Annotated in this window: 17 protein-coding genes and 1 tRNA gene; 14 read left to right on the top strand and 4 right to left on the bottom strand. The window is 66.9% G+C overall.

Features of this window, described 5'->3' with window-relative positions; genetic code table 11:
• Positions 1–60: 60 nt before the first annotated feature.
• Entirely contained in the window at positions 61–570 is a 510-nt protein-coding gene (locus C6W10_RS24880) for a S1 RNA-binding domain-containing protein (RefSeq protein WP_107260959.1), read from the bottom strand.
• A gap of 994 nt (positions 571–1,564) precedes the next feature.
• On the opposite strand from C6W10_RS24880, the gene C6W10_RS37495 reads away from it, so the two are divergent.
• Positions 1,565–3,115: a hypothetical protein gene (locus C6W10_RS37495; RefSeq protein WP_159104731.1), complete on the top strand. Its 1,551-nt coding sequence runs from the start codon at positions 1,565–1,567 to the stop codon at positions 3,113–3,115.
• A complete protein-coding gene (locus C6W10_RS24890) occupies positions 3,097–3,993 on the top strand; it encodes a DNA adenine methylase (RefSeq protein ID WP_199853739.1) in 897 nt (298 codons plus the stop codon). Before C6W10_RS37495 ends, C6W10_RS24890 begins: the two co-directional genes overlap by 19 nt.
• Positions 3,994–4,002: 9 nt before the next feature.
• Here the strand turns inward: C6W10_RS24890 and C6W10_RS24895 are convergent, their stop codons facing one another.
• The gene (locus tag C6W10_RS24895; RefSeq protein ID WP_107260965.1) at positions 4,003–4,698 is read right to left on the bottom strand and encodes an HAD family hydrolase; all 696 of its coding nucleotides are present in this window, start codon (positions 4,696–4,698) and stop codon (positions 4,003–4,005) included.
• Positions 4,695–5,561 (bottom strand): winged helix-turn-helix domain-containing protein, encoded by an 867-nt coding sequence (locus tag C6W10_RS24900; protein WP_107260967.1) that lies wholly within the window; start codon positions 5,559–5,561, stop codon positions 4,695–4,697. Before C6W10_RS24900 ends, C6W10_RS24895 begins: the two co-directional genes overlap by 4 nt.
• Positions 5,562–6,075: 514 nt before the next feature.
• On the opposite strand from C6W10_RS24900, the gene C6W10_RS24905 reads away from it, so the two are divergent.
• From C6W10_RS24905 to C6W10_RS38755, 12 genes are all read left to right on the top strand, one after another.
• The gene (locus C6W10_RS24905) at positions 6,076–6,318 is read left to right on the top strand and encodes a DUF6284 family protein (protein ID WP_107264256.1); all 243 of its coding nucleotides are present in this window, start codon (positions 6,076–6,078) and stop codon (positions 6,316–6,318) included.
• On the top strand, positions 6,318–6,692 hold the full coding sequence (locus C6W10_RS24910; RefSeq protein WP_107260968.1) for an RRQRL motif-containing zinc-binding protein: 375 nt from the start codon (positions 6,318–6,320) through the stop codon (positions 6,690–6,692). Before C6W10_RS24905 ends, C6W10_RS24910 begins: the two co-directional genes overlap by 1 nt.
• Positions 6,689–7,441, top strand: coding sequence for a DUF2637 domain-containing protein (locus C6W10_RS24915; RefSeq protein ID WP_107260970.1), 753 nt, complete (start codon positions 6,689–6,691; stop codon positions 7,439–7,441). Before C6W10_RS24910 ends, C6W10_RS24915 begins: the two co-directional genes overlap by 4 nt.
• Positions 7,441–7,635 (top strand): hypothetical protein, encoded by a 195-nt coding sequence (locus tag C6W10_RS24920; protein WP_107260972.1) that lies wholly within the window; start codon positions 7,441–7,443, stop codon positions 7,633–7,635. Before C6W10_RS24915 ends, C6W10_RS24920 begins: the two co-directional genes overlap by 1 nt.
• 94 nt (positions 7,636–7,729) lie before the next feature.
• Entirely contained in the window at positions 7,730–9,946 is a 2,217-nt protein-coding gene (locus tag C6W10_RS24925; RefSeq protein ID WP_107260974.1) for a cell division protein FtsK, read from the top strand.
• Between the two features lie 372 nt (positions 9,947–10,318).
• Positions 10,319–10,618, top strand: coding sequence for a hypothetical protein (locus C6W10_RS24935; RefSeq protein WP_107260978.1), 300 nt, complete (start codon positions 10,319–10,321; stop codon positions 10,616–10,618).
• Positions 10,619–10,622: 4 nt separating this feature from the next.
• On the top strand, positions 10,623–11,621 hold the full coding sequence (locus C6W10_RS24940; protein WP_234361408.1) for a bifunctional DNA primase/polymerase: 999 nt from the start codon (positions 10,623–10,625) through the stop codon (positions 11,619–11,621).
• Positions 11,618–12,157, top strand: coding sequence for a hypothetical protein (locus tag C6W10_RS24945; RefSeq protein ID WP_107260980.1), 540 nt, complete (start codon positions 11,618–11,620; stop codon positions 12,155–12,157). Before C6W10_RS24940 ends, C6W10_RS24945 begins: the two co-directional genes overlap by 4 nt.
• Positions 12,154–13,755 (top strand): YfjI family protein, encoded by a 1,602-nt coding sequence (locus C6W10_RS24950; protein WP_107260982.1) that lies wholly within the window; start codon positions 12,154–12,156, stop codon positions 13,753–13,755. Before C6W10_RS24945 ends, C6W10_RS24950 begins: the two co-directional genes overlap by 4 nt.
• 338 nt (positions 13,756–14,093) lie before the next feature.
• Positions 14,094–14,291: a hypothetical protein gene (locus C6W10_RS24955; RefSeq protein ID WP_107260983.1), complete on the top strand. Its 198-nt coding sequence runs from the start codon at positions 14,094–14,096 to the stop codon at positions 14,289–14,291.
• Positions 14,288–14,497: an AlpA family transcriptional regulator gene (locus tag C6W10_RS24960; RefSeq protein WP_107260985.1), complete on the top strand. Its 210-nt coding sequence runs from the start codon at positions 14,288–14,290 to the stop codon at positions 14,495–14,497. The genes C6W10_RS24955 and C6W10_RS24960 overlap by 4 nt, the downstream gene beginning before the upstream one ends.
• A complete protein-coding gene (locus C6W10_RS38755) occupies positions 14,494–15,951 on the top strand; it encodes a tyrosine-type recombinase/integrase (RefSeq protein WP_234361409.1) in 1,458 nt (485 codons plus the stop codon). Before C6W10_RS24960 ends, C6W10_RS38755 begins: the two co-directional genes overlap by 4 nt.
• Positions 15,952–16,075: 124 nt before the next feature.
• Here the strand turns inward: C6W10_RS38755 and C6W10_RS24970 are convergent.
• A tRNA-Tyr gene (locus C6W10_RS24970) sits at positions 16,076–16,159 on the bottom strand.
• Between the last annotated feature and the right edge of the window lie 81 nt (positions 16,160–16,240).

The raw sequence follows: 16,240 nt of genomic DNA on the forward strand, positions 1-16,240 counted from the left end.
ACGAGCCGCCCACCATCTGCCCACGCCCACAGCCGAAGCCCTCCCGCCCGTCCCGAAGACTCAGGAAGGCTCAGGCTCGGCCGGCACGAGCCGGACGCGCCGAAGGACAAGGTTGATCTCCGCTACCTGCACCGTCAGCTTGTCGCCGACCGTCGGAGCGGGGTCGAGGTGGCTGCCGCGCACCAGCCCCTCGATTCCGTCTCCAACAGCCACAAAGAAGCCGATCGGCGTGATGAGAGTGACCTCGCCGCGTACAACGGCTCCGAGACGCGCCCTGGCGAACTCGGCCAGTGGATCCGGCTGCAACGCCTTGAGCGACAGCGACACGTGCTCACGTTCCAGGTCGACACCCAGCACCATCACCGTGATGCTGTCCCCTACCCCCACGACGTCGGATGGATGATCAAAACGGCTCCAGGAAAGCTCCGCGCAGTTCACCATGCCGATGACTCCACCGATCTCGACGAACACCCCGAAGTCTTCGATCTCGGCCACCACGCCAGCTAAGACCTGACCATGCTCTAACGATCTGAGACTCACGCCCTGCCTCTCGATGTCCCTCTGTCCCATGAACTCTCCGACTCTTCGGCAGCTCTACCCGAGCGCACCGCCGATTCTGTCGTTGATGGTGTCGTCTCCCCCGTCGATGCAGTTGGCATAAACCCGGAGCAGGACGGCAACGCCATGGCCCAAGCGCCGGGCAACCTCGGTCGGCGGGACGCCTGCATTCAGCCAGAGGGACGCAGCCGCGTGACGTAGATCGTAGGGGCGGCGGGCGAGGGGCGAAGCCGCCTGCGACTCGGTCAGTGCCCTCTCCCGAGCGAGCTTCCACCACCGGTCGTAGACCGACGACCACCGTGCGCCCCACGCCCGCCGTACGCCTCGCTGTGGCCCTGACCGGCGTAGCCCTCAGCCAGATGTGGACACCAGGACCAAGACAGGTCCAGACAGCCCCGCCCGGCCACCCGTCCGAGCCCCAGAGGACCCAAGATCGACCTGCCCACCATCTGCCCACGACTCGCTGTGGAGGGCTGGACTCGGCCAGACCGGCCGGGACCAAACAAGATCAGCCCCTCACCCGGTTGTCCCAGGTCAGGGGCTGATTTCGCACCGTGTGGCGGGTAGAGGATTCGAACCTCTGTAGCTTTCGCGACGGATTTACAGAGCGCCACGTCCGAGGCCCTAACCAGCACGAACGCGCCTACGGGCCTCCTTCGTGACACGCATGCGACACAGCAAGGCGGGGGCTGAGCAGTGCCAGCAGTTGCAGGACGCTGCTGAACATCGGGACCTCTGACCGAGACAGCCCGAGACGAGCAGCATCGCCGTACCCCATGCTTGCAACCTCTGCTGATCTAAGTAGTCCACGCACTCGGTGCGCATGCCCCCCCGGTCCCTCCCCGCAACGAGACACGAAGCTCTGTCGGATTGCTGATTGACTGCGGGAGGACCTAAGAGCCGTCAAGCTCTTGAGGCGGCGGCCCTCTACTGTGGACTTTTGGAATCAGGTAAGTCCTGTTAGCATCGCCGGACCTGACTATGATCCATAACCTCCCCGAGGATCATGATGCTGCTGAACATGCGAAGCTGGCAGGAGTTAGAAGTAGACGTCTTGGATGACGTCATCCTCGATCCCCGGAACGTGCGGCTAGTGCAGGAGCACGAGACCCCGCAACCACTGATCATCAACGACCTCTTCAAGAACGCCAAAGCGCTCGAACTAGTGCAGGCGATCGCCCTGTTGGGCTACCTAACCCATGAGTTGCCTGTCGTACTACAACGCGAGGACTCGCTCGTAGTGGTAGAGGGGAATCGCCGCCTAGCCGCGTTGAAGGCCATCCAGAATCCCTACCTGGTCCCCACCTACGCCAGCAGTATCAATAAGCATGTCAGCGCCATTAGCGAAGACGATAGGGAAGCACTCCGGACCATCCGGGTTAAGGTTGCACCCAGCCAGGTCGAGGCCGATCAGCTTATCGCGGCACTCCACACTAGCAATCCGCGCGTTCCCTGGGGACCGGACAGACAGGCCGCCTTCTTCGAAGCCCAGGTCGAGGCCGGTCGCACTCTCGACGAACTCTTAGCACTCTACCCGACCATTCAGGTTCGGAAGTTTGTAATCCGAGCCTCGGCGTTAAAGCTATTCAAGTCCGTTCCGTACTCAAACGATAGTTTGAGAAAGGCACTCAATGATGACCGCAAGGTCAAGGTGTCGATCCTTGAACGACTCTACGAGTATGACAAATTTCAGAGTTTGGCCGGTATCCGGGTTTCCAACAGAACTGCCGTCGCTGAAATAGTTGGCACCGAGAGGCGGTTCTTCGCCGTCGCAGAAAAAGTTGTAGGCGACATCGTAGGAAAGAGGTTGAACACCCGCGTTCTGAACCGACAAGACAGCCCAACGTACACCGAATACATGGCGGAACTTGAGGCCTTCGTTCGTACTCTCGAAAAGCAGGGCGGGAGCGGTGATCCTGCGGGTACGGGTACGAGCGGGTCTGGAGGACCAGGAACGGGTAGAGGTTCCTCTACCGCTGGAGGTGCTTCGGGCGGACGCACGAGTGGCCCTAACCACGGTAGCAGTTCGGGTGGCAGCACCACTGGCGGCGATTCTGAGTCGAAAGACGGAAATGGCTCATCATCCGGAAGCACCGGCAGTAGGCGCATCAGCAAAAAACTCGACACGACAGGGCTAGCCGCACCAGCCGCTATGGCAACATCAGCGATTCCGAATCTCTTGCTAGAGATAAGCCAGCTCAACATCGAGGCGTTTCCAAATGCAACCTTCGACCTGATGCGCACTCTTCTTGAGAAAACCATCAAGATGTACGCTGACGTCCTAAACGTAAACATCAGGAGCGAGGTTTCGGTACGTGGTCACGTGATGCTAGACAACTGCCTTGATTGGCTGGAGCAAAGGGTTAGAGCCGACGGCGCAACCGCGATTGCAGGCGTGATTAGGAAAGTCAAGAATGGACAGTTGGCGGATTACGTTGCCACTACCGATCACCTAAACGCCATCAACCATAACCCTTTGATAAGCGCCACGCCATCAGAGGTTAGGACTGCATGGAATTCCACTAAGCCTATCCTGGAATGGATGCTGAAGCCATGAGCGCCGCTACCCGCGCGAGCCGTGACCTGCGACGCCTTTCCATTTCTCCTCTCAGGTATCCAGGCGGCAAAGGTTCGCTGTTTAGTCGTCTCCGCACGCTTATTAGAGCCAATCGACCGAGGAACGCCATCTACGTCGAGCCCTACGCCGGAGGCGCGGGCGCCGCATTGGCCCTGCTGGCTTCGGGCGAGGTAAAGCGCATCGTAATCAACGATCTCGACCCTGCGGTCTTCGCCTTCTGGCAGGCGGTGACAGCAGAACCGAAGGGATTTTCTGCACTGCTCAAACAGGCGGTCCTCACAGTAGACGAATGGGAGCGCCAGAAAGAAATATACCTCACCGCAAGTAGGGATAACTACCTCGAATTGGGTTTCGCCACCTTCTATCTGAACAGGACGAACCGTTCAGGAGTGTTAAATGGAGGACCGATCGGCGGCAAGGACCAGACTGGGAACTACAAAATCGATGCCCGATTCAACAAGGAGACACTTGCAGAACGCCTTCGGATCATCTCACTGTATGCGCGCCACATCGCCGTAAGCAATTCGGACGGCATCGAGGTCATCGAGGAGTACTGCGCCGAGCGGAACGGCTTCATTTACGCCGATCCACCCTACTTCGACAAAGCAGGGTCTTTATACCTCAACTCATTCGACCAAGAGGCACACGCCAAGCTTGCCGACTGCTTGAACGAGCGCGCTGACCAGATGTGGGTGCTTACATACGATAACGTCCCAGACGTCGGACGACTCTACAATAACCGCCGCCGCGAGGTATTCGCCCTGAACTACTCAGCACATCGGGTAATGAAGGCGAATGAAGTAATGGTGTATTCGGACCTGGTTAACCTTACTAACCCACAGCAGGAGCTGTTCTGATACAAGTTCTCACTCACCAAGTCCCAAGAGATGCTGAGCAACCTCTCTCATACTCGTAATAACTACATCCGCCCCGGCAGCATTGAAAGAGTCGATTTTAGCTCTACGGTTCGCGTAGCCAATGATGCGCACTCCGGCAGCGTGCGCTCCCTCGATGTCCGACAGCGAGTCGCCGATCAGAACGCAGCGACTCGGTGACTCGCCAAGGGATCGAACGGCTTGGAGGATGGGATCGGGGTTGGGCTTCATACGAGCCGGCTCGGCGTAGGCCCTGCCAACCACGGGCGAGACGTACCCGGCAAGCCGATGCGCCGCCAGATAGGCTGCCACCGCACTGGCGGAATTGTTGCTGACCACCGCCACGGGTAGCCCTGCCTGTCGAGCGGCCACGATGACCTCCCGTCCGTAGGGCGTGGGATCAGCGCTCGCAGCAGCTTGGCGTTCTGCCGCACAAAGCGCATCCTCCACCGCTCGCGTGAGGTCGTTATCGCCCGTCGCGCCGGTCCAGCGCAGCACCTCAAGCGGGTCCGTTTCGTTGGCAAGAGCCGGTTGTACCTCGACACCTCGCAGCCGCAGCACGCCGACCAGCTCGGCCGCTACCTTCGGCGCCGGATAGCCCGCGAAGATGCTGCACACCGGGCCGTCGAAGTCGAGTAGTAGCGGACCGCCCTCAGCGAGCAGCCGGCCGAGGCTGGCGGCGGTCATCCGTCGTACCGGTAGGCGACGGTCGACCACATCGAGTCGAACCACTGGCGGGACGCTCCTACGAATTGCGTGCCGTGCGAGGTGTCGTCGTCAGTCACCGCGTAGTGGAACAGCGGCACGTCCTTGCCCATCAGGTCGTAAATCGCCATGGGTTCACCCTTGATCGAGACGGTGCGCTCAACCACCGGATAGAAGCCGTAGAAGACCTCTTCGCCGTTGAGGATGTAGAGCTTGAACAGCGGGGACGCCCGGTGCATCCGCACCTCAACAGTGGTCGACCGAACTAGGCCCAGGTCGCCTAGCTCAGTGACCTGATCGATGATGCCGTCTGCCGCCCGCCGGGTGATCCGCTCCGCACGCTCACGTACCGCCGGGTCGTCGGTCTGCGTCTCGGCCCGCGACGGCAGCGCCATCGGCACCGTCATGTCGGAGATCAGGACTCGCACTGCAATCGTCTCTGGCGCGAGCCGGCCGACACGCACCTTGTCCAGCACTTCGGCGAGCGCATCGCGCAGCGTCTCGCCGGAAAACCCGGCGAAGTCGATCGCAACATGGGGCCGTTCGAAGGCCGCTTCGATGTGCGGACGCAGCTCAACGGCCCGCTGCGTTTGCGCCCGGACGAACGCGCCACTGCCCTGCCGGGACACGATCAGGCGCTCCGCCCGAAGCAGCTCCAATGCTCTCTTGATCGTCTCCCGCGCTACGCCGTAGCGGGCGGCTAGCTCGGGCTGTGATGGCAGCTTGTCGCCGGGGGCAAGCCGGCGCGTGAGGATGGCAGCCCGCAGCTTGTTCGCGATCTGCTGCGAGGCCTGTTTGGGGTCGTCGGGGTCTAGCTGACCGAGGAAGTCAAGGTTCTCGCTCACCTGACTACGGTAGCGCTGACTAGCCAAGTTAGGAAAGTTCGCCAGCACCCCTTGACCTGACTAGCCAGGCCAGCCTACCGTCATCTCATCGGACCTGACTAGCCAGGTACGACAAGCCGGCCGGATGGCTCGGGGAACGGCGGCACTTCGTTGCCGTACGCCCATGGGACGCCGGATCAGGTCGTTCATTGATCAATTCCACAGCGACAGGAAAAGGCGCTTGCGAGGCCGCGAGCAGCATCCGTGCGACGACACCCGTAGGTCCGGGTCGAGCGTGGCGAGCGGACGGATAGCGAGCGCTGAAACCCCTGATGAATGGCCCCGGGCCGTGCCGCGTGCCGGCCCGGCGGCTCCCGATCTGAGGAGTGATCGTCATGAACCTCGCTGGCTGTGTCCGGGTGACCACCCGGAAGTCGTCGCCCCTGCATCAGTGCCGGTGCGGCGTGGTCTCGACCCGTACCGACCACTGCCCGCCGAAGCGCCGCCGCTGACCTTGCGAGAGGACCGAGAGTCGATGAGCTTCGACCTGCACCCGGGCGAGCCGACCGCCGCCGACCTGGCCGCGATCGACCACGAGTGGCCGCTGATCGCCGCCGAGCTGGACGTGTTGGACGCCGAGATCAGCATGATCTACGCCGAGGATCACGGCGGCCCGACCGCGCTGGACTGGCGTCGTCTGCGGCGTGCCGAGGCCCGGGTTACCCGGGCCGCCGCCGACCTGGCCGCTACCCGTACCGACCCGGGCCGCGCGGCCTGATGTCCCGCATCCGCGCCGCCTACCGCGATCCGGACGGCGCCCGGTACGGCATCCCGACCTACTGGTGGCGGGGTGCCCCGCCGGGTTACGCCACCCGCCGGCAACTGCGGTCCGCCGGGCTGTGTCCCGGCCGTCAGCCGGTCGCCGCGCAGATCATGTGGGCCGGTGTCGGCGGTACCCGCATCGCGTACCTGTACCGGCTGGATCTGGCCCGGCCGAAGCGTACCGCCACCGCCGCGCAACTCGTCGCCATCGGCAAGGCGTTGGCGGCCCGCCGGACGTGCCCGACCTGCGGCGTTGTCCGGCCCTACTGCATCCCGCGCTCGCTCGGCGAGTGCGTCGACTGTGCCTACCCGCAGGAGGTAGCAGCATGAACCGCACGACCTTCACGTCCCGGGCGGTTGCCGGCCTGGTAGCCGCCGTCGCCGGGTTCGCGTCCTACTCGCACATCTACGACGTGGCCACCGGAGCCGGTGAACACGAGGCGGTTGCCGCCGTACTGCCGCTGGCGATCGATGGTCTGATCCTGGTTGCCACCCTTGCGATGCTGGCGGACAAGCGGGACGGCCGGAAGCCGCGTTTCTCCGCCCGGGTAGCGCTGGTGTTCGGCGTGGTCGCCACAGTGGCGGCAAACGTGGCATCGGCCGCGCCGACGATGAACGCCCGACTCGTGGCGGTCGTACCGGCGGTGAGTTTCCTACTGGCGGTAGAGGTGCTGTCCCGTCGGGGAAAGCTCGCCAAGCCGGAACCGGAAATCCCGACTCTGCCTGCCGAAACGAAGATCGAACCGGCAAGCATCCCGGTACTGGAGTCCACGCCGGTCACGACGGATACCACCCCACTGCCGTCGGTGCCCGCACCCAACGACACCGAACCGACCCCGGCCGATGACGAGCGTTCCCGCCGCAACACGGCCCGCCGTGCCTACCGGCAGAGCGTGACGGCCGGCAAGCCGCTTTCCGGTGCCGCCCTCGGCCGGCAATTCGGAATGTCGGACCGGTGGGGCCGTGACCGAGTGGCCGAGGTCCGGGCCGCCGAGCAGAAGACCCGGCAGCGGCAAGAGCCGCCGGCCACCGCGAACGGCGCCGAGGTACCCGCGCTGGCCGAGGCGGTGAAGCTCTGATGTCCCACACAGCAAGGGACCTGCTGGACAGCCTCGGCGCCATCTGGTCGCCGGATCTGGACGCCTACGCGGCCGGACGGATCGACGCTTCACAGATCCGCTGCGTCCTGTGCCAGCACGCACCCTGCGACTGCCCGCCCTTCGGCAGTCCCGAGTACATGGCACTGATCGACAAGCGCCACCACCGCCGCTGATTTCGCCCGGCGGCACGGCCCCTGGCCTGGAAACCGATGCCGTGCCGCCGGCCCCCATCCCTCAGCCCAAACGACTTCGGGAGGAATCCACATCATGACTTCCCCGAACGATGATCGTTTCGACTGGCAGGCCGCAGAGGCCGAGATGCACGACACCGGGCCGGACGCTGAGGTGGTCGACCTGGAAGCCGAGCGGGTCCGCCGGACCGGAAGCGACCCGGACGCCGACGGCAACGATGGTGACGACCTGGACGACGCCGAGCCCGGCGGGCCGGTGCTGGTCGACAGTGTGGAAGCGCAGCGGCGACCGCGGTTCAGCCTGGCGAGTTTCCGGGACGCTCACCGGGTGCCGATCCTGCCGGGCTGGCTACGGTCCGGGCGGGAGTTCACCGGCAACCTGGCATGGGCGGCCGGGTTCGGGTTGCACGCGACCGGCTACCACTTGCTCCGCAGCCCGAAGTACGTCGGCAAGCTGGTGTTCCGCTCCCCGGTCGGCGCCTACCGGGTCGGTCGCACGACGGTGCGGTGGTTGTTCGACCTGGAAGGCGAGCAGGTACGGCAGGCGACCGTCCGGCGGGAGAACGCCGAGGAGTACCTGAAGCTGTCTCGGCAGCGTGACCGGCGGGTGCGGTGGCGCGGCATCGTCGCCGCCTTCGGTACGGCCGTGACGCTGGCCGGTGGGGTGACGCTGGTGTTCGCCCCGTCGTGGTCGCGGTGGGCGGTGCTCGGCATGCTGGTGACGCTGTTCGGGTTGCTCGGTGGCCGCGACGACAAGCCGCTGCTGGACACCGCCGTTGTTCGTACTCAGGCCGCGCCGCTGACCTCGGTTGAGGTGGTACAGGCGTTGGCCGCGTTGAACATCAGGGGCATCAACGACGCGATCCGGCGGGGGGACACCGGCAAGCGGTGGTTCCCGGCCCCGGTCGCCCGGGAGAACGGCGCCGGCTGGCGGGCCGACGTCGAGCTACCGCGCGGCGTCACGGCGTCGGCGGTGGTCGACAAGCGGGAGGAGTTGGCCGCCGCGCTGACCCGGCCGCTCGGGTGTGTGTGGCCGGAGGCCAACGCCGAGGTACACCCCGGCCGGCTGATCCTGTTCGTCGCCGACAAGGACATGTCCCGGTCGAAGCAGGCCGCGTGGCCGCTGCTCAAGTCCGGCACGGTCAACCTGTTCAAGCCGTTCGCGTTCGGCACCGACCCGCGCGGCCGGCTCGTCACGTTGACCCTGATGTTCGCTTCGATGATCGTCGGGTCGATCCCGCGTATGGGCAAGACGTTCTCCCTGCGTCTGGCCCTGCTCGGCGCGTGTCTCGACCCGCGTGCGCAGCTGCACGCGTTCGATCTGAAGGGGACCGGGGACCTGTCGGCGTTGGAGCCGGTGGCGCACCGGTACCGGGCCGGTGACGACGACGAGGACATCGCCTACGGCCTGGCCGCGATGCGGGAACTACGGACCGAGCTGCGACGGCGGACGAAGGTGATCCGGAACCTCCCGCGTGACCTGTGCCCGGAGAACAAGGTCACCGACGACCTGGCGAACCAGCGCAAGCTTGGCCTGTTCCCGATCGTGGCCGGGGTCGACGAGTGTCAGGTGTGGTTCGAGCACCCGAAGTACGGGGCCGAGTTCGAAGAGATCTGCACCGACCTGATCAAGCGCGGACCGGCCGCCGGTATCACGCTGATCCTGGCCACCCAACGCCCCGACGCCAAGAGCCTGCCGACCGGGATCAGCGCCAACGCGGTGCTCCGGTTCTGCCTCAAGGTCATGGGACACACCGAGAACGACATGGTGCTCGGTACGTCGATGCACAAGAACGGGATCAAGGCCACCACGTTCTCCCGCCGGGACCGGGGCATCGGCTACCTGGCCGGTGAGGGCGACGACCCGGTGATCACCCGGACGTACTTCATCGACGGCCCGACCGCTGAGCAGGTGGTACGGCGTGCCCGGACGCTGCGGGAGAAGGCAGGCACCATCACCGGCCACGCCACCGGCCAGACCATCGACACCGCCGCCGTCCGGCGAGACACCCTGCTGGACGATTTGGCGGCCGTCATGTCGGACAAGAAGCCGAAGGTCTGGGCGAGCGTGCTGGTCAAGCAACTCGCCGAGCTGCGGCCCGACCTGTACGCGGGGCTGACCACCGACCAGCTACGCGCCGCGCTCAAGCCGCACGGCGTCACCCCCGGGCAGGTGTGGGGCAGCGACCCGGACACCGGAGAGTCCGGCAACCGGCAGGGCTTCAACCGCGACCACGTCCTGACCGCGCTCACCGAGCGTGATGGGAAGAAGGGGCGCGGCGCGGCCGGGTAGCCCGTCGACCGGTCCTAGGTCTAGGAGCGACGGCCCCTAGACCTAGGACCGGCCCTAGGAATCCATACATCACCTGATCAGGCGCCTAGTCCCTAGGGGCCGCATCGTCTTGCACCCTGAAACCGGCTGTTGGAGGCATTCCGTGACCCTCGCCGCCGTCCTAGCTAGCCTCATCCCCGTTGGTTACGCAGCGTGGTACGCCGTGTTGTGCGCGGCGGCCCCGTTCGGACGCTGCTGGCACTGCTCCGGCCGCCGCAACCGGCTCGACCGGCGGCACCGTGACTGCCACTGGTGTGACGGCACCGGCCGCCGCGTGCGGGTCGGCCGCCGCCTCTACGACTACTTCCGCAGCGAGTACGAGCGGGGCCAGCAATGAAGCGCCGGGCGGACCGGCACACCGACTGGTGCGGCCGGGATCACCGCTGCAACCTCGCCGAGCACCGGTCGGAAGAGATCATCGTGGACCTTCCCGGGCACGGCCGGGCGGTGCTCACCCGCGTCGCCACCGACACCGGTACCGACCACGCCGAGATCCGTATCCGGGTCGCGCTGGTCGACGCCGAACCGGCCGCCCGTCGGCAGCTTCACGCCATGCTGACCGACCTTCGCGCGCTGGTCACCCGGGCCGCGCTCGCCGGACACCGACACCCGGCACCCGGCCGCCGGAGGTGACCCGGTGGCCCGGGACGCCAACGGTCGGTGCCGGCACTGGATCGGCACCGACCGGCGGCACTGCCACTCCGCAGACCGGGTGCGGATGTTCCTGCCCGGCCCCCGCTGCCCGCAGCACACCCCGGCCGCCATCGCCGGACGCACCACCCCTGATGAAGGGAGCAACCTCGTGTCTGACCTGCTCACCACCGCCCGTGCGCACGCCGCGCGCGGCTGGCACGTCTTCCCGCTACGCCCTGACGACAAGCGCCCGGCCGTGAGGGACTGGGAGTCCCGGGCCACCACCGACCCGGACCGCATCGAACGCTGCTGGACGGCCGGCCCCTACGGGATCGGCATCGCGTGCGGGCCGTCCCGGCTGGTCGTGGTAGATCTCGACGTACCGAAGACGCCCGGCGGGCCGAACGGGGCCGAGGTGTTCGGCGCGCTGTGCGAGCCACACGGCCCCGACGCGTGGGAGACGTACACGGTTCAGACCGGGCGCGGTGGCCTACACCTGTACTACCGCCACCCCGACGGCCCCGAGCTGCGCAACACCGCCGGCACCCTCGGCCCGGCCATCGACACCCGCGCCCACGGCGGATACGTGGTCGCCGCCGGCAGCACCGTCGCCGGACGGCCGTACCTGGTCGACGGAGACACCGACCCGGCACCACTGCCCGGCTGGCTCGCCGACCTGCTACGCCCGGCACCGCTGCCACCGCAACGGCCGGTGGTCGTCGCGCTGCCCGGTGGTCGGGAAGGCGCCTACGTGCGGGCCGCGATCGACCGGGAAACCGCCCGCGTCGCCACCGCGCCGGAGGGCCAGCGGAACCGGTCGCTGTACGTCGCCGCTGTCGCGCTCGGCCAACTGGTAGCCGGTGCGGCGCTCGCCGAGGACCAGGCTACGAGCGTGCTGGAACACGCGGGATTGTCCGCCGGACTCGGCCGGGTCGAGATCGCGCGCACGGTCCGATCCGGCATCGCGGCCGGGCAGCGTCGGCCCCGGGCGGTGGCAGCGTGAACGCCGAGCAGCTGCAACCGTGGCGGTGGTCGTACCGAGCCGATCCCCGAGCGTTGCCGCTGGCCGACCGGCACTACAACCGGCAGAAGATCGGTTCACCGCAGTTCGTGCCGCCGGGCCGGTGTGTCGTGCTGCTCACCGACGACGCCGACGCGCTGTGGGTGACCTCCTGGCCCATTGCCGCGTACGTGCAACACGCATGGGCCGGTGCGATGGTCTGCTCTCTGTTCCGCCGGGAACCGGCCTGCCCACACCGGGCATCGTCGCTGATCACCGCCGCCGTTGCTGCCACGCGTGCCCACTGGCCCGACCTACCCGCCTTGGGGATGGTCACCTTCGTTGACCCGCGCAAGACCCGCCGCAAGCGCGATCCTGGTCGCTGCTACCGCCGGGCCGGATGGACGCCGGTTGGCTGCACCAAGGGCGGACTCATCGCGTTGCAGCTGCTCGCCGACGACTTCCCGCCCGCGTTGCCCGCCCGGCCGCCCTACGCCTATGGCCAAGGTGACCTGTTCGAACTGGAGGCCGCAGCATGACCGCCGCACCACGCCTTCACCTCGTGACCGATACCAGCGAGGACACCGACCGGCCCGACCCGGGCGGCCCGCTGTGGGATGTTCCAGTGCCGTTGACCGGGCCGAACACGGCGCCGCCGCCGTTCCCGGTCGACGTGTTCCCCCGCTGGCTCGCCGAGCAGGTGACCGGCGTTGCCCGGTTCACCCAGACCGATCAGGCGATGGCCGGCACCCTGGCCGTGGCCGTGCTGTCCGCGTGCGCGGGTGGCCGCCTTGAAGTGGAGCCGGTGGCCGGGTGGCGGGAACCGGTGAACGTGTTCGCTGCCGTCATCGCCGGCCCCGGTGAGCGGAAGTCCCCGGTACATCGGGCGATGACGGCGCCGCTGTTCTCGGCACAGTCGACGCTCGCCGAGGCGATGCGGCCGAGGATTGCCGAGGCCGCCGCGCTGCGGGACATCGCCGACCGGCAGGCCGAACAGGCCAAATCCCAAGCGGCCAAGGCCACCGACCCGGACAAGCGGGATCAGGCGTCGGCCGACGCGGTGGCCGCTGCCATCGCGGCCGAGGCGATCACCGTGCCCGGCCTGCCCCGGCTGATCGTGGACGATGCCACCCCGGAAGCGCTGATAGGGCTGATGGCTGCTAACGGTGGCCGGATGGCGATCATCTCGGACGAGGGCGGGATTTTCGACACCCTGGCAGGTCGGTACTCCGGTACGCCGAACCTTGACCCGTACCTGAAGGGTCACGCTGGTCAGCCGATGAGCAACGAGCGGCAGACCAGGGAAGGCGCGTCGGTCGACAAGCCAGCGTTGACCGTGTGCGTGATGGCGCAACCGAGCGTGTTGCGGAAGTTCGGCGGGAACGCCGACCTTGCCGGCCGAGGGTTGCCGGCCCGGTTCCTGTTCGCGCTGCCCCGGTCCCTAGCCGGATGGCGGTCCGTGGACGCCGAACCGGTGCCGGAGCAGGTGATCACCGGTTATCGGCACCGGATTCACGACCTGGCCGCGATGCTGGCCGAGTGGGAAGACCCGGCGGTGGTCACCCTGACCCCCGAGGCGGGACGTGTCCGGCGGGCCGCCGCTGAGGCGGTGGAGGCCGAGCTACGGCCCGGCGGAAGCCTGTACGACATGCGGGAATGGGGCAACAAGCTGGCCGGCGCAACGCTGCGCCTGGCCGGGCTGCTGCACGTCGCCCACCACCCCGCCGACGCCTGGCGGCGTCCGGTCGACGCCGACCGGATGGCCGACGCCGTGCGGCTGGCGGAGTTCTTCGCCGCGCACTACCGGGCCGCCATGTCCACCATCGGCAGCGACGCCGCGATGGAGAACGCCCGCTACGTGCTCGGAGTGCTGGCCAGCAAGGGCATGACCAGCTTCACCCGCCGGGAACTCCACCGACGCGTCTCCCGCCGACTTCCCAAGTCTGACGAGGTGTCGGCGGTGCTGGCCGAACTCGCTGCCCTCGGATGGGTTCGCCACAACGCCGACGGCCGGTACGAACTGCACCCCCGCGCCACCGGGGAGGACCCGGGAAGCGTTGACACGTTGACACCCGCACCGGATGGCGAGGTTTCCGCAGCTCAGGACACCCGCGAGACTGTCAACGCGGCCCGTTGACACCCGTTGACAGGCGTTGACACCCGACCGTCGGCCCGACCGGTGTCAACGGTGTCAACGCCTGTCAACGCGGCCCGTTGACACCTACACACCGACCACTACCTGCGGAAACGCTCGCCCGGCCGCCGATTGTCAACGTGTCAACGCTTCCGGCGCCATCGCCCGGCCCCACGCCGGTCCCGACCGACCGTGCCGACACCCCGAAACGGCCCGCTGAGAGCCCCTGAGACGGATCGGCCCTACGCCTTACACCGGGACGCCTCAGATCTTGGCTCTACGGCGCTCTCAGCGGCCCGCTATACGCCGTTCTGTGGCGATGTCTCCCCGATCCTCCACAAGTGACCAGCATCGACCGGAAGGCGCTCACGATGCGAATCAGGCTGCACGGCACACCCGCTGAAACAGGCGCTGCGCTGGCTGCCCTGGCCAAGGTGCTGCACATCCGCTCCGTCTCCCGCCCCTACCCCGACCGCCGATCCCCCATGTTCCAGCGCATCTACCTCGACGCCGCCCCGAGGGAGGACGCCCGCCGATGACCACCCGACCGCAGCGCGCCACCCCGACCGGCAACCTACTTACCCTCGCCGAAGTCCTTGACGAACTCCGCGTACCCCGCTCCACCTTCTTCCGCTGGAAGGCCACCGGCCGCGCACCCCGAACCATCAAATACCCCAACGGCAGCCTCTACGTCCGCCGGCGAGACCTCGACACCTGGCTCAACGATCACGAGGAGGCCGCTTGAGCACCTACGACGTACGAATCCACAGCATCCAAAAGCGCCAACTGACCAAGGGCTTTTCCTACGGCGTGCGCTGGAAGGTGGCGGGCCGCCCGTTCCGCGACACGTTCGCAACCCGCGCGCTGGCCGAGAGCTTCCGATCGAAACTGGTGGTAGCTCAACGGGAAGGCGTGGCGTTCGATGAGGCCAGCGGCCTACCTGAGCCGATGATGCGGGCGCTCAATGCCCGATCCTGGTTCGATCACGCTGTGGCCTACGTCGACATGAAGTGGCCCCGCGCGTCGGCCAAGCATCGCAAGGGAATCGCCGAAACGCTGGCCACCGTCACACCCGCGTTACTCGCCACCGATCGGGGCGTGCCGACCGAAAAGGCGCTACGCGCGGCGCTCTACGGGTGGGTGTTCAACAAGACCCGCCGGGACGCCGGAGAACCGCCCGCCGACCTTGCCCCGGCCGTGCGCTGGCTCAAGGCCAATACCGTCGACCTGGCCGCGCTCGCCGATGCTGCGTTGGTCCGCAAGGCTCTCGACACTCTGGCTCTGCGGATGGACGGCGCTCCCGCTTCGCCAAGCACAATCGCCCGGAAGCGGGCCGTTTTCTCCGGCGCTCTCAAGTACGCCGTCGAACTACGGCTACTCGATACGCATCCGATGTCCCTGGTCACTTGGACCGCACCGAAGACGGCGGATGAGGTTGATCGGCGTGCCGTGGTCAACCCCGATCAGGCTCGGGCGCTCCTTACGGAGATCGGGCGTACTGTTCCCGAACTGGAGGCGTTCTTCGGGTGCATGTACTACGCCGCGCTTCGCCCCGAAGAGGTACTCCACCTGCGCGCGGACGAGTACGAGCGGCCCGCCCGGCGCGGGGAATGGGGCCTGCTGCATCTGACCGGATCGACAGTGGCCGTCGGCCGAGACTGGGGCGACGGAGCAGACACCGCCGAGGATCGAGAGCTGAAACACAGGGCGAAGACGGCCACGCGGGATGTACCGGTGCCGCCACCGCTCGTGCGGCTGCTCGATCGGCACATCAAGGAGTACCCACCCGGATCGAACGGCAGGCTGTTCGTGACCCGGCGCGGCCCCGGTGGGCGGTACGTGCCGACCGCCGGGCAACCGATCCCGAACAACACCTACGGGAAGGCGTGGCGCGATGCCCGCTCGAAGGTGTTCACGGCAGTCCAGCAGCGCTCACCGCTGGCCCGGCGACCGTACGACCTACGCCACGCGGCCGTGTCGCTCTGGCTCAATGCCGGGGTACCGGCTACCCAGGTCGCCGAGTGGGCCGGACACAGCGTGCACGTCCTGATGAGGGTCTATGCCAAGTGCGTCTATGGGCAGGAGGAGGCGGCCCGCCGCCGGATAGCGGCAGCCCTCGGCCTGCCGACCGCCGACGACACGGCACCGCCCGCCGATGCGGCGGCCGATCAACCGTCCGCCGGGGGTTCTGTCGCTTGATGATCTCGGTGACACGTATGTGACACGACCAGCGAGATCGACCGAGTTGGAGCGGGACTGAGCGAGACTCACGAAAGAAGCCCCTGACCGGCGTTCGCGCTGGTCAGGGGCTTCTTTGTGCACCTGGTGGCGGGTAGAGGATTCGAACCTCTGTAGCTTTCGCGACGGATTTACAGTCCGCTCCCATTGGCCGCTCGGGCAACCCGCCAGGGCGTGCCGCCACGCGGAACGCGGCAGCGGAAGCAAGGATAGCGGTTGCATCGGGCCGCCGCGCAAGCGGGTACCGTCG

It is taken from the genome of Plantactinospora sp. BB1, assembly GCF_003030385.1.
GTDB lineage: Bacteria > Actinomycetota > Actinomycetes > Mycobacteriales > Micromonosporaceae > Plantactinospora.

Excerpts from the sequence above, each read along its gene's own strand:
- C6W10_RS37495 (WP_159104731.1), top strand. The coding sequence starts at position 1,565 with ATGATGCTGCTGAACATGCGAAGCTGGCAGGAGTTAGAAGTAGACGTC.
- C6W10_RS24935 (WP_107260978.1), top strand. The coding sequence starts at position 10,319 with ATGAAGCGCCGGGCGGACCGGCACACCGACTGGTGCGGCCGGGATCAC.
- C6W10_RS24920 (WP_107260972.1), top strand. The coding sequence starts at position 7,441 with ATGTCCCACACAGCAAGGGACCTGCTGGACAGCCTCGGCGCCATCTGG.
- C6W10_RS24960 (WP_107260985.1), top strand. The coding sequence starts at position 14,288 with ATGACCACCCGACCGCAGCGCGCCACCCCGACCGGCAACCTACTTACC.
- C6W10_RS24890 (WP_199853739.1), top strand. The coding sequence starts at position 3,097 with ATGGATGCTGAAGCCATGAGCGCCGCTACCCGCGCGAGCCGTGACCTG.
- C6W10_RS24905 (WP_107264256.1), top strand. The coding sequence starts at position 6,076 with ATGAGCTTCGACCTGCACCCGGGCGAGCCGACCGCCGCCGACCTGGCC.
- C6W10_RS24925 (WP_107260974.1), top strand. The coding sequence starts at position 7,730 with ATGACTTCCCCGAACGATGATCGTTTCGACTGGCAGGCCGCAGAGGCC.
- C6W10_RS24910 (WP_107260968.1), top strand. The coding sequence starts at position 6,318 with ATGTCCCGCATCCGCGCCGCCTACCGCGATCCGGACGGCGCCCGGTAC.
- C6W10_RS24915 (WP_107260970.1), top strand. The coding sequence starts at position 6,689 with ATGAACCGCACGACCTTCACGTCCCGGGCGGTTGCCGGCCTGGTAGCC.
- C6W10_RS24880 (WP_107260959.1), bottom strand. The coding sequence starts at position 570 with ATGGGACAGAGGGACATCGAGAGGCAGGGCGTGAGTCTCAGATCGTTA.
- C6W10_RS24950 (WP_107260982.1), top strand. The coding sequence starts at position 12,154 with ATGACCGCCGCACCACGCCTTCACCTCGTGACCGATACCAGCGAGGAC.
- C6W10_RS24895 (WP_107260965.1), bottom strand. The coding sequence starts at position 4,698 with ATGACCGCCGCCAGCCTCGGCCGGCTGCTCGCTGAGGGCGGTCCGCTA.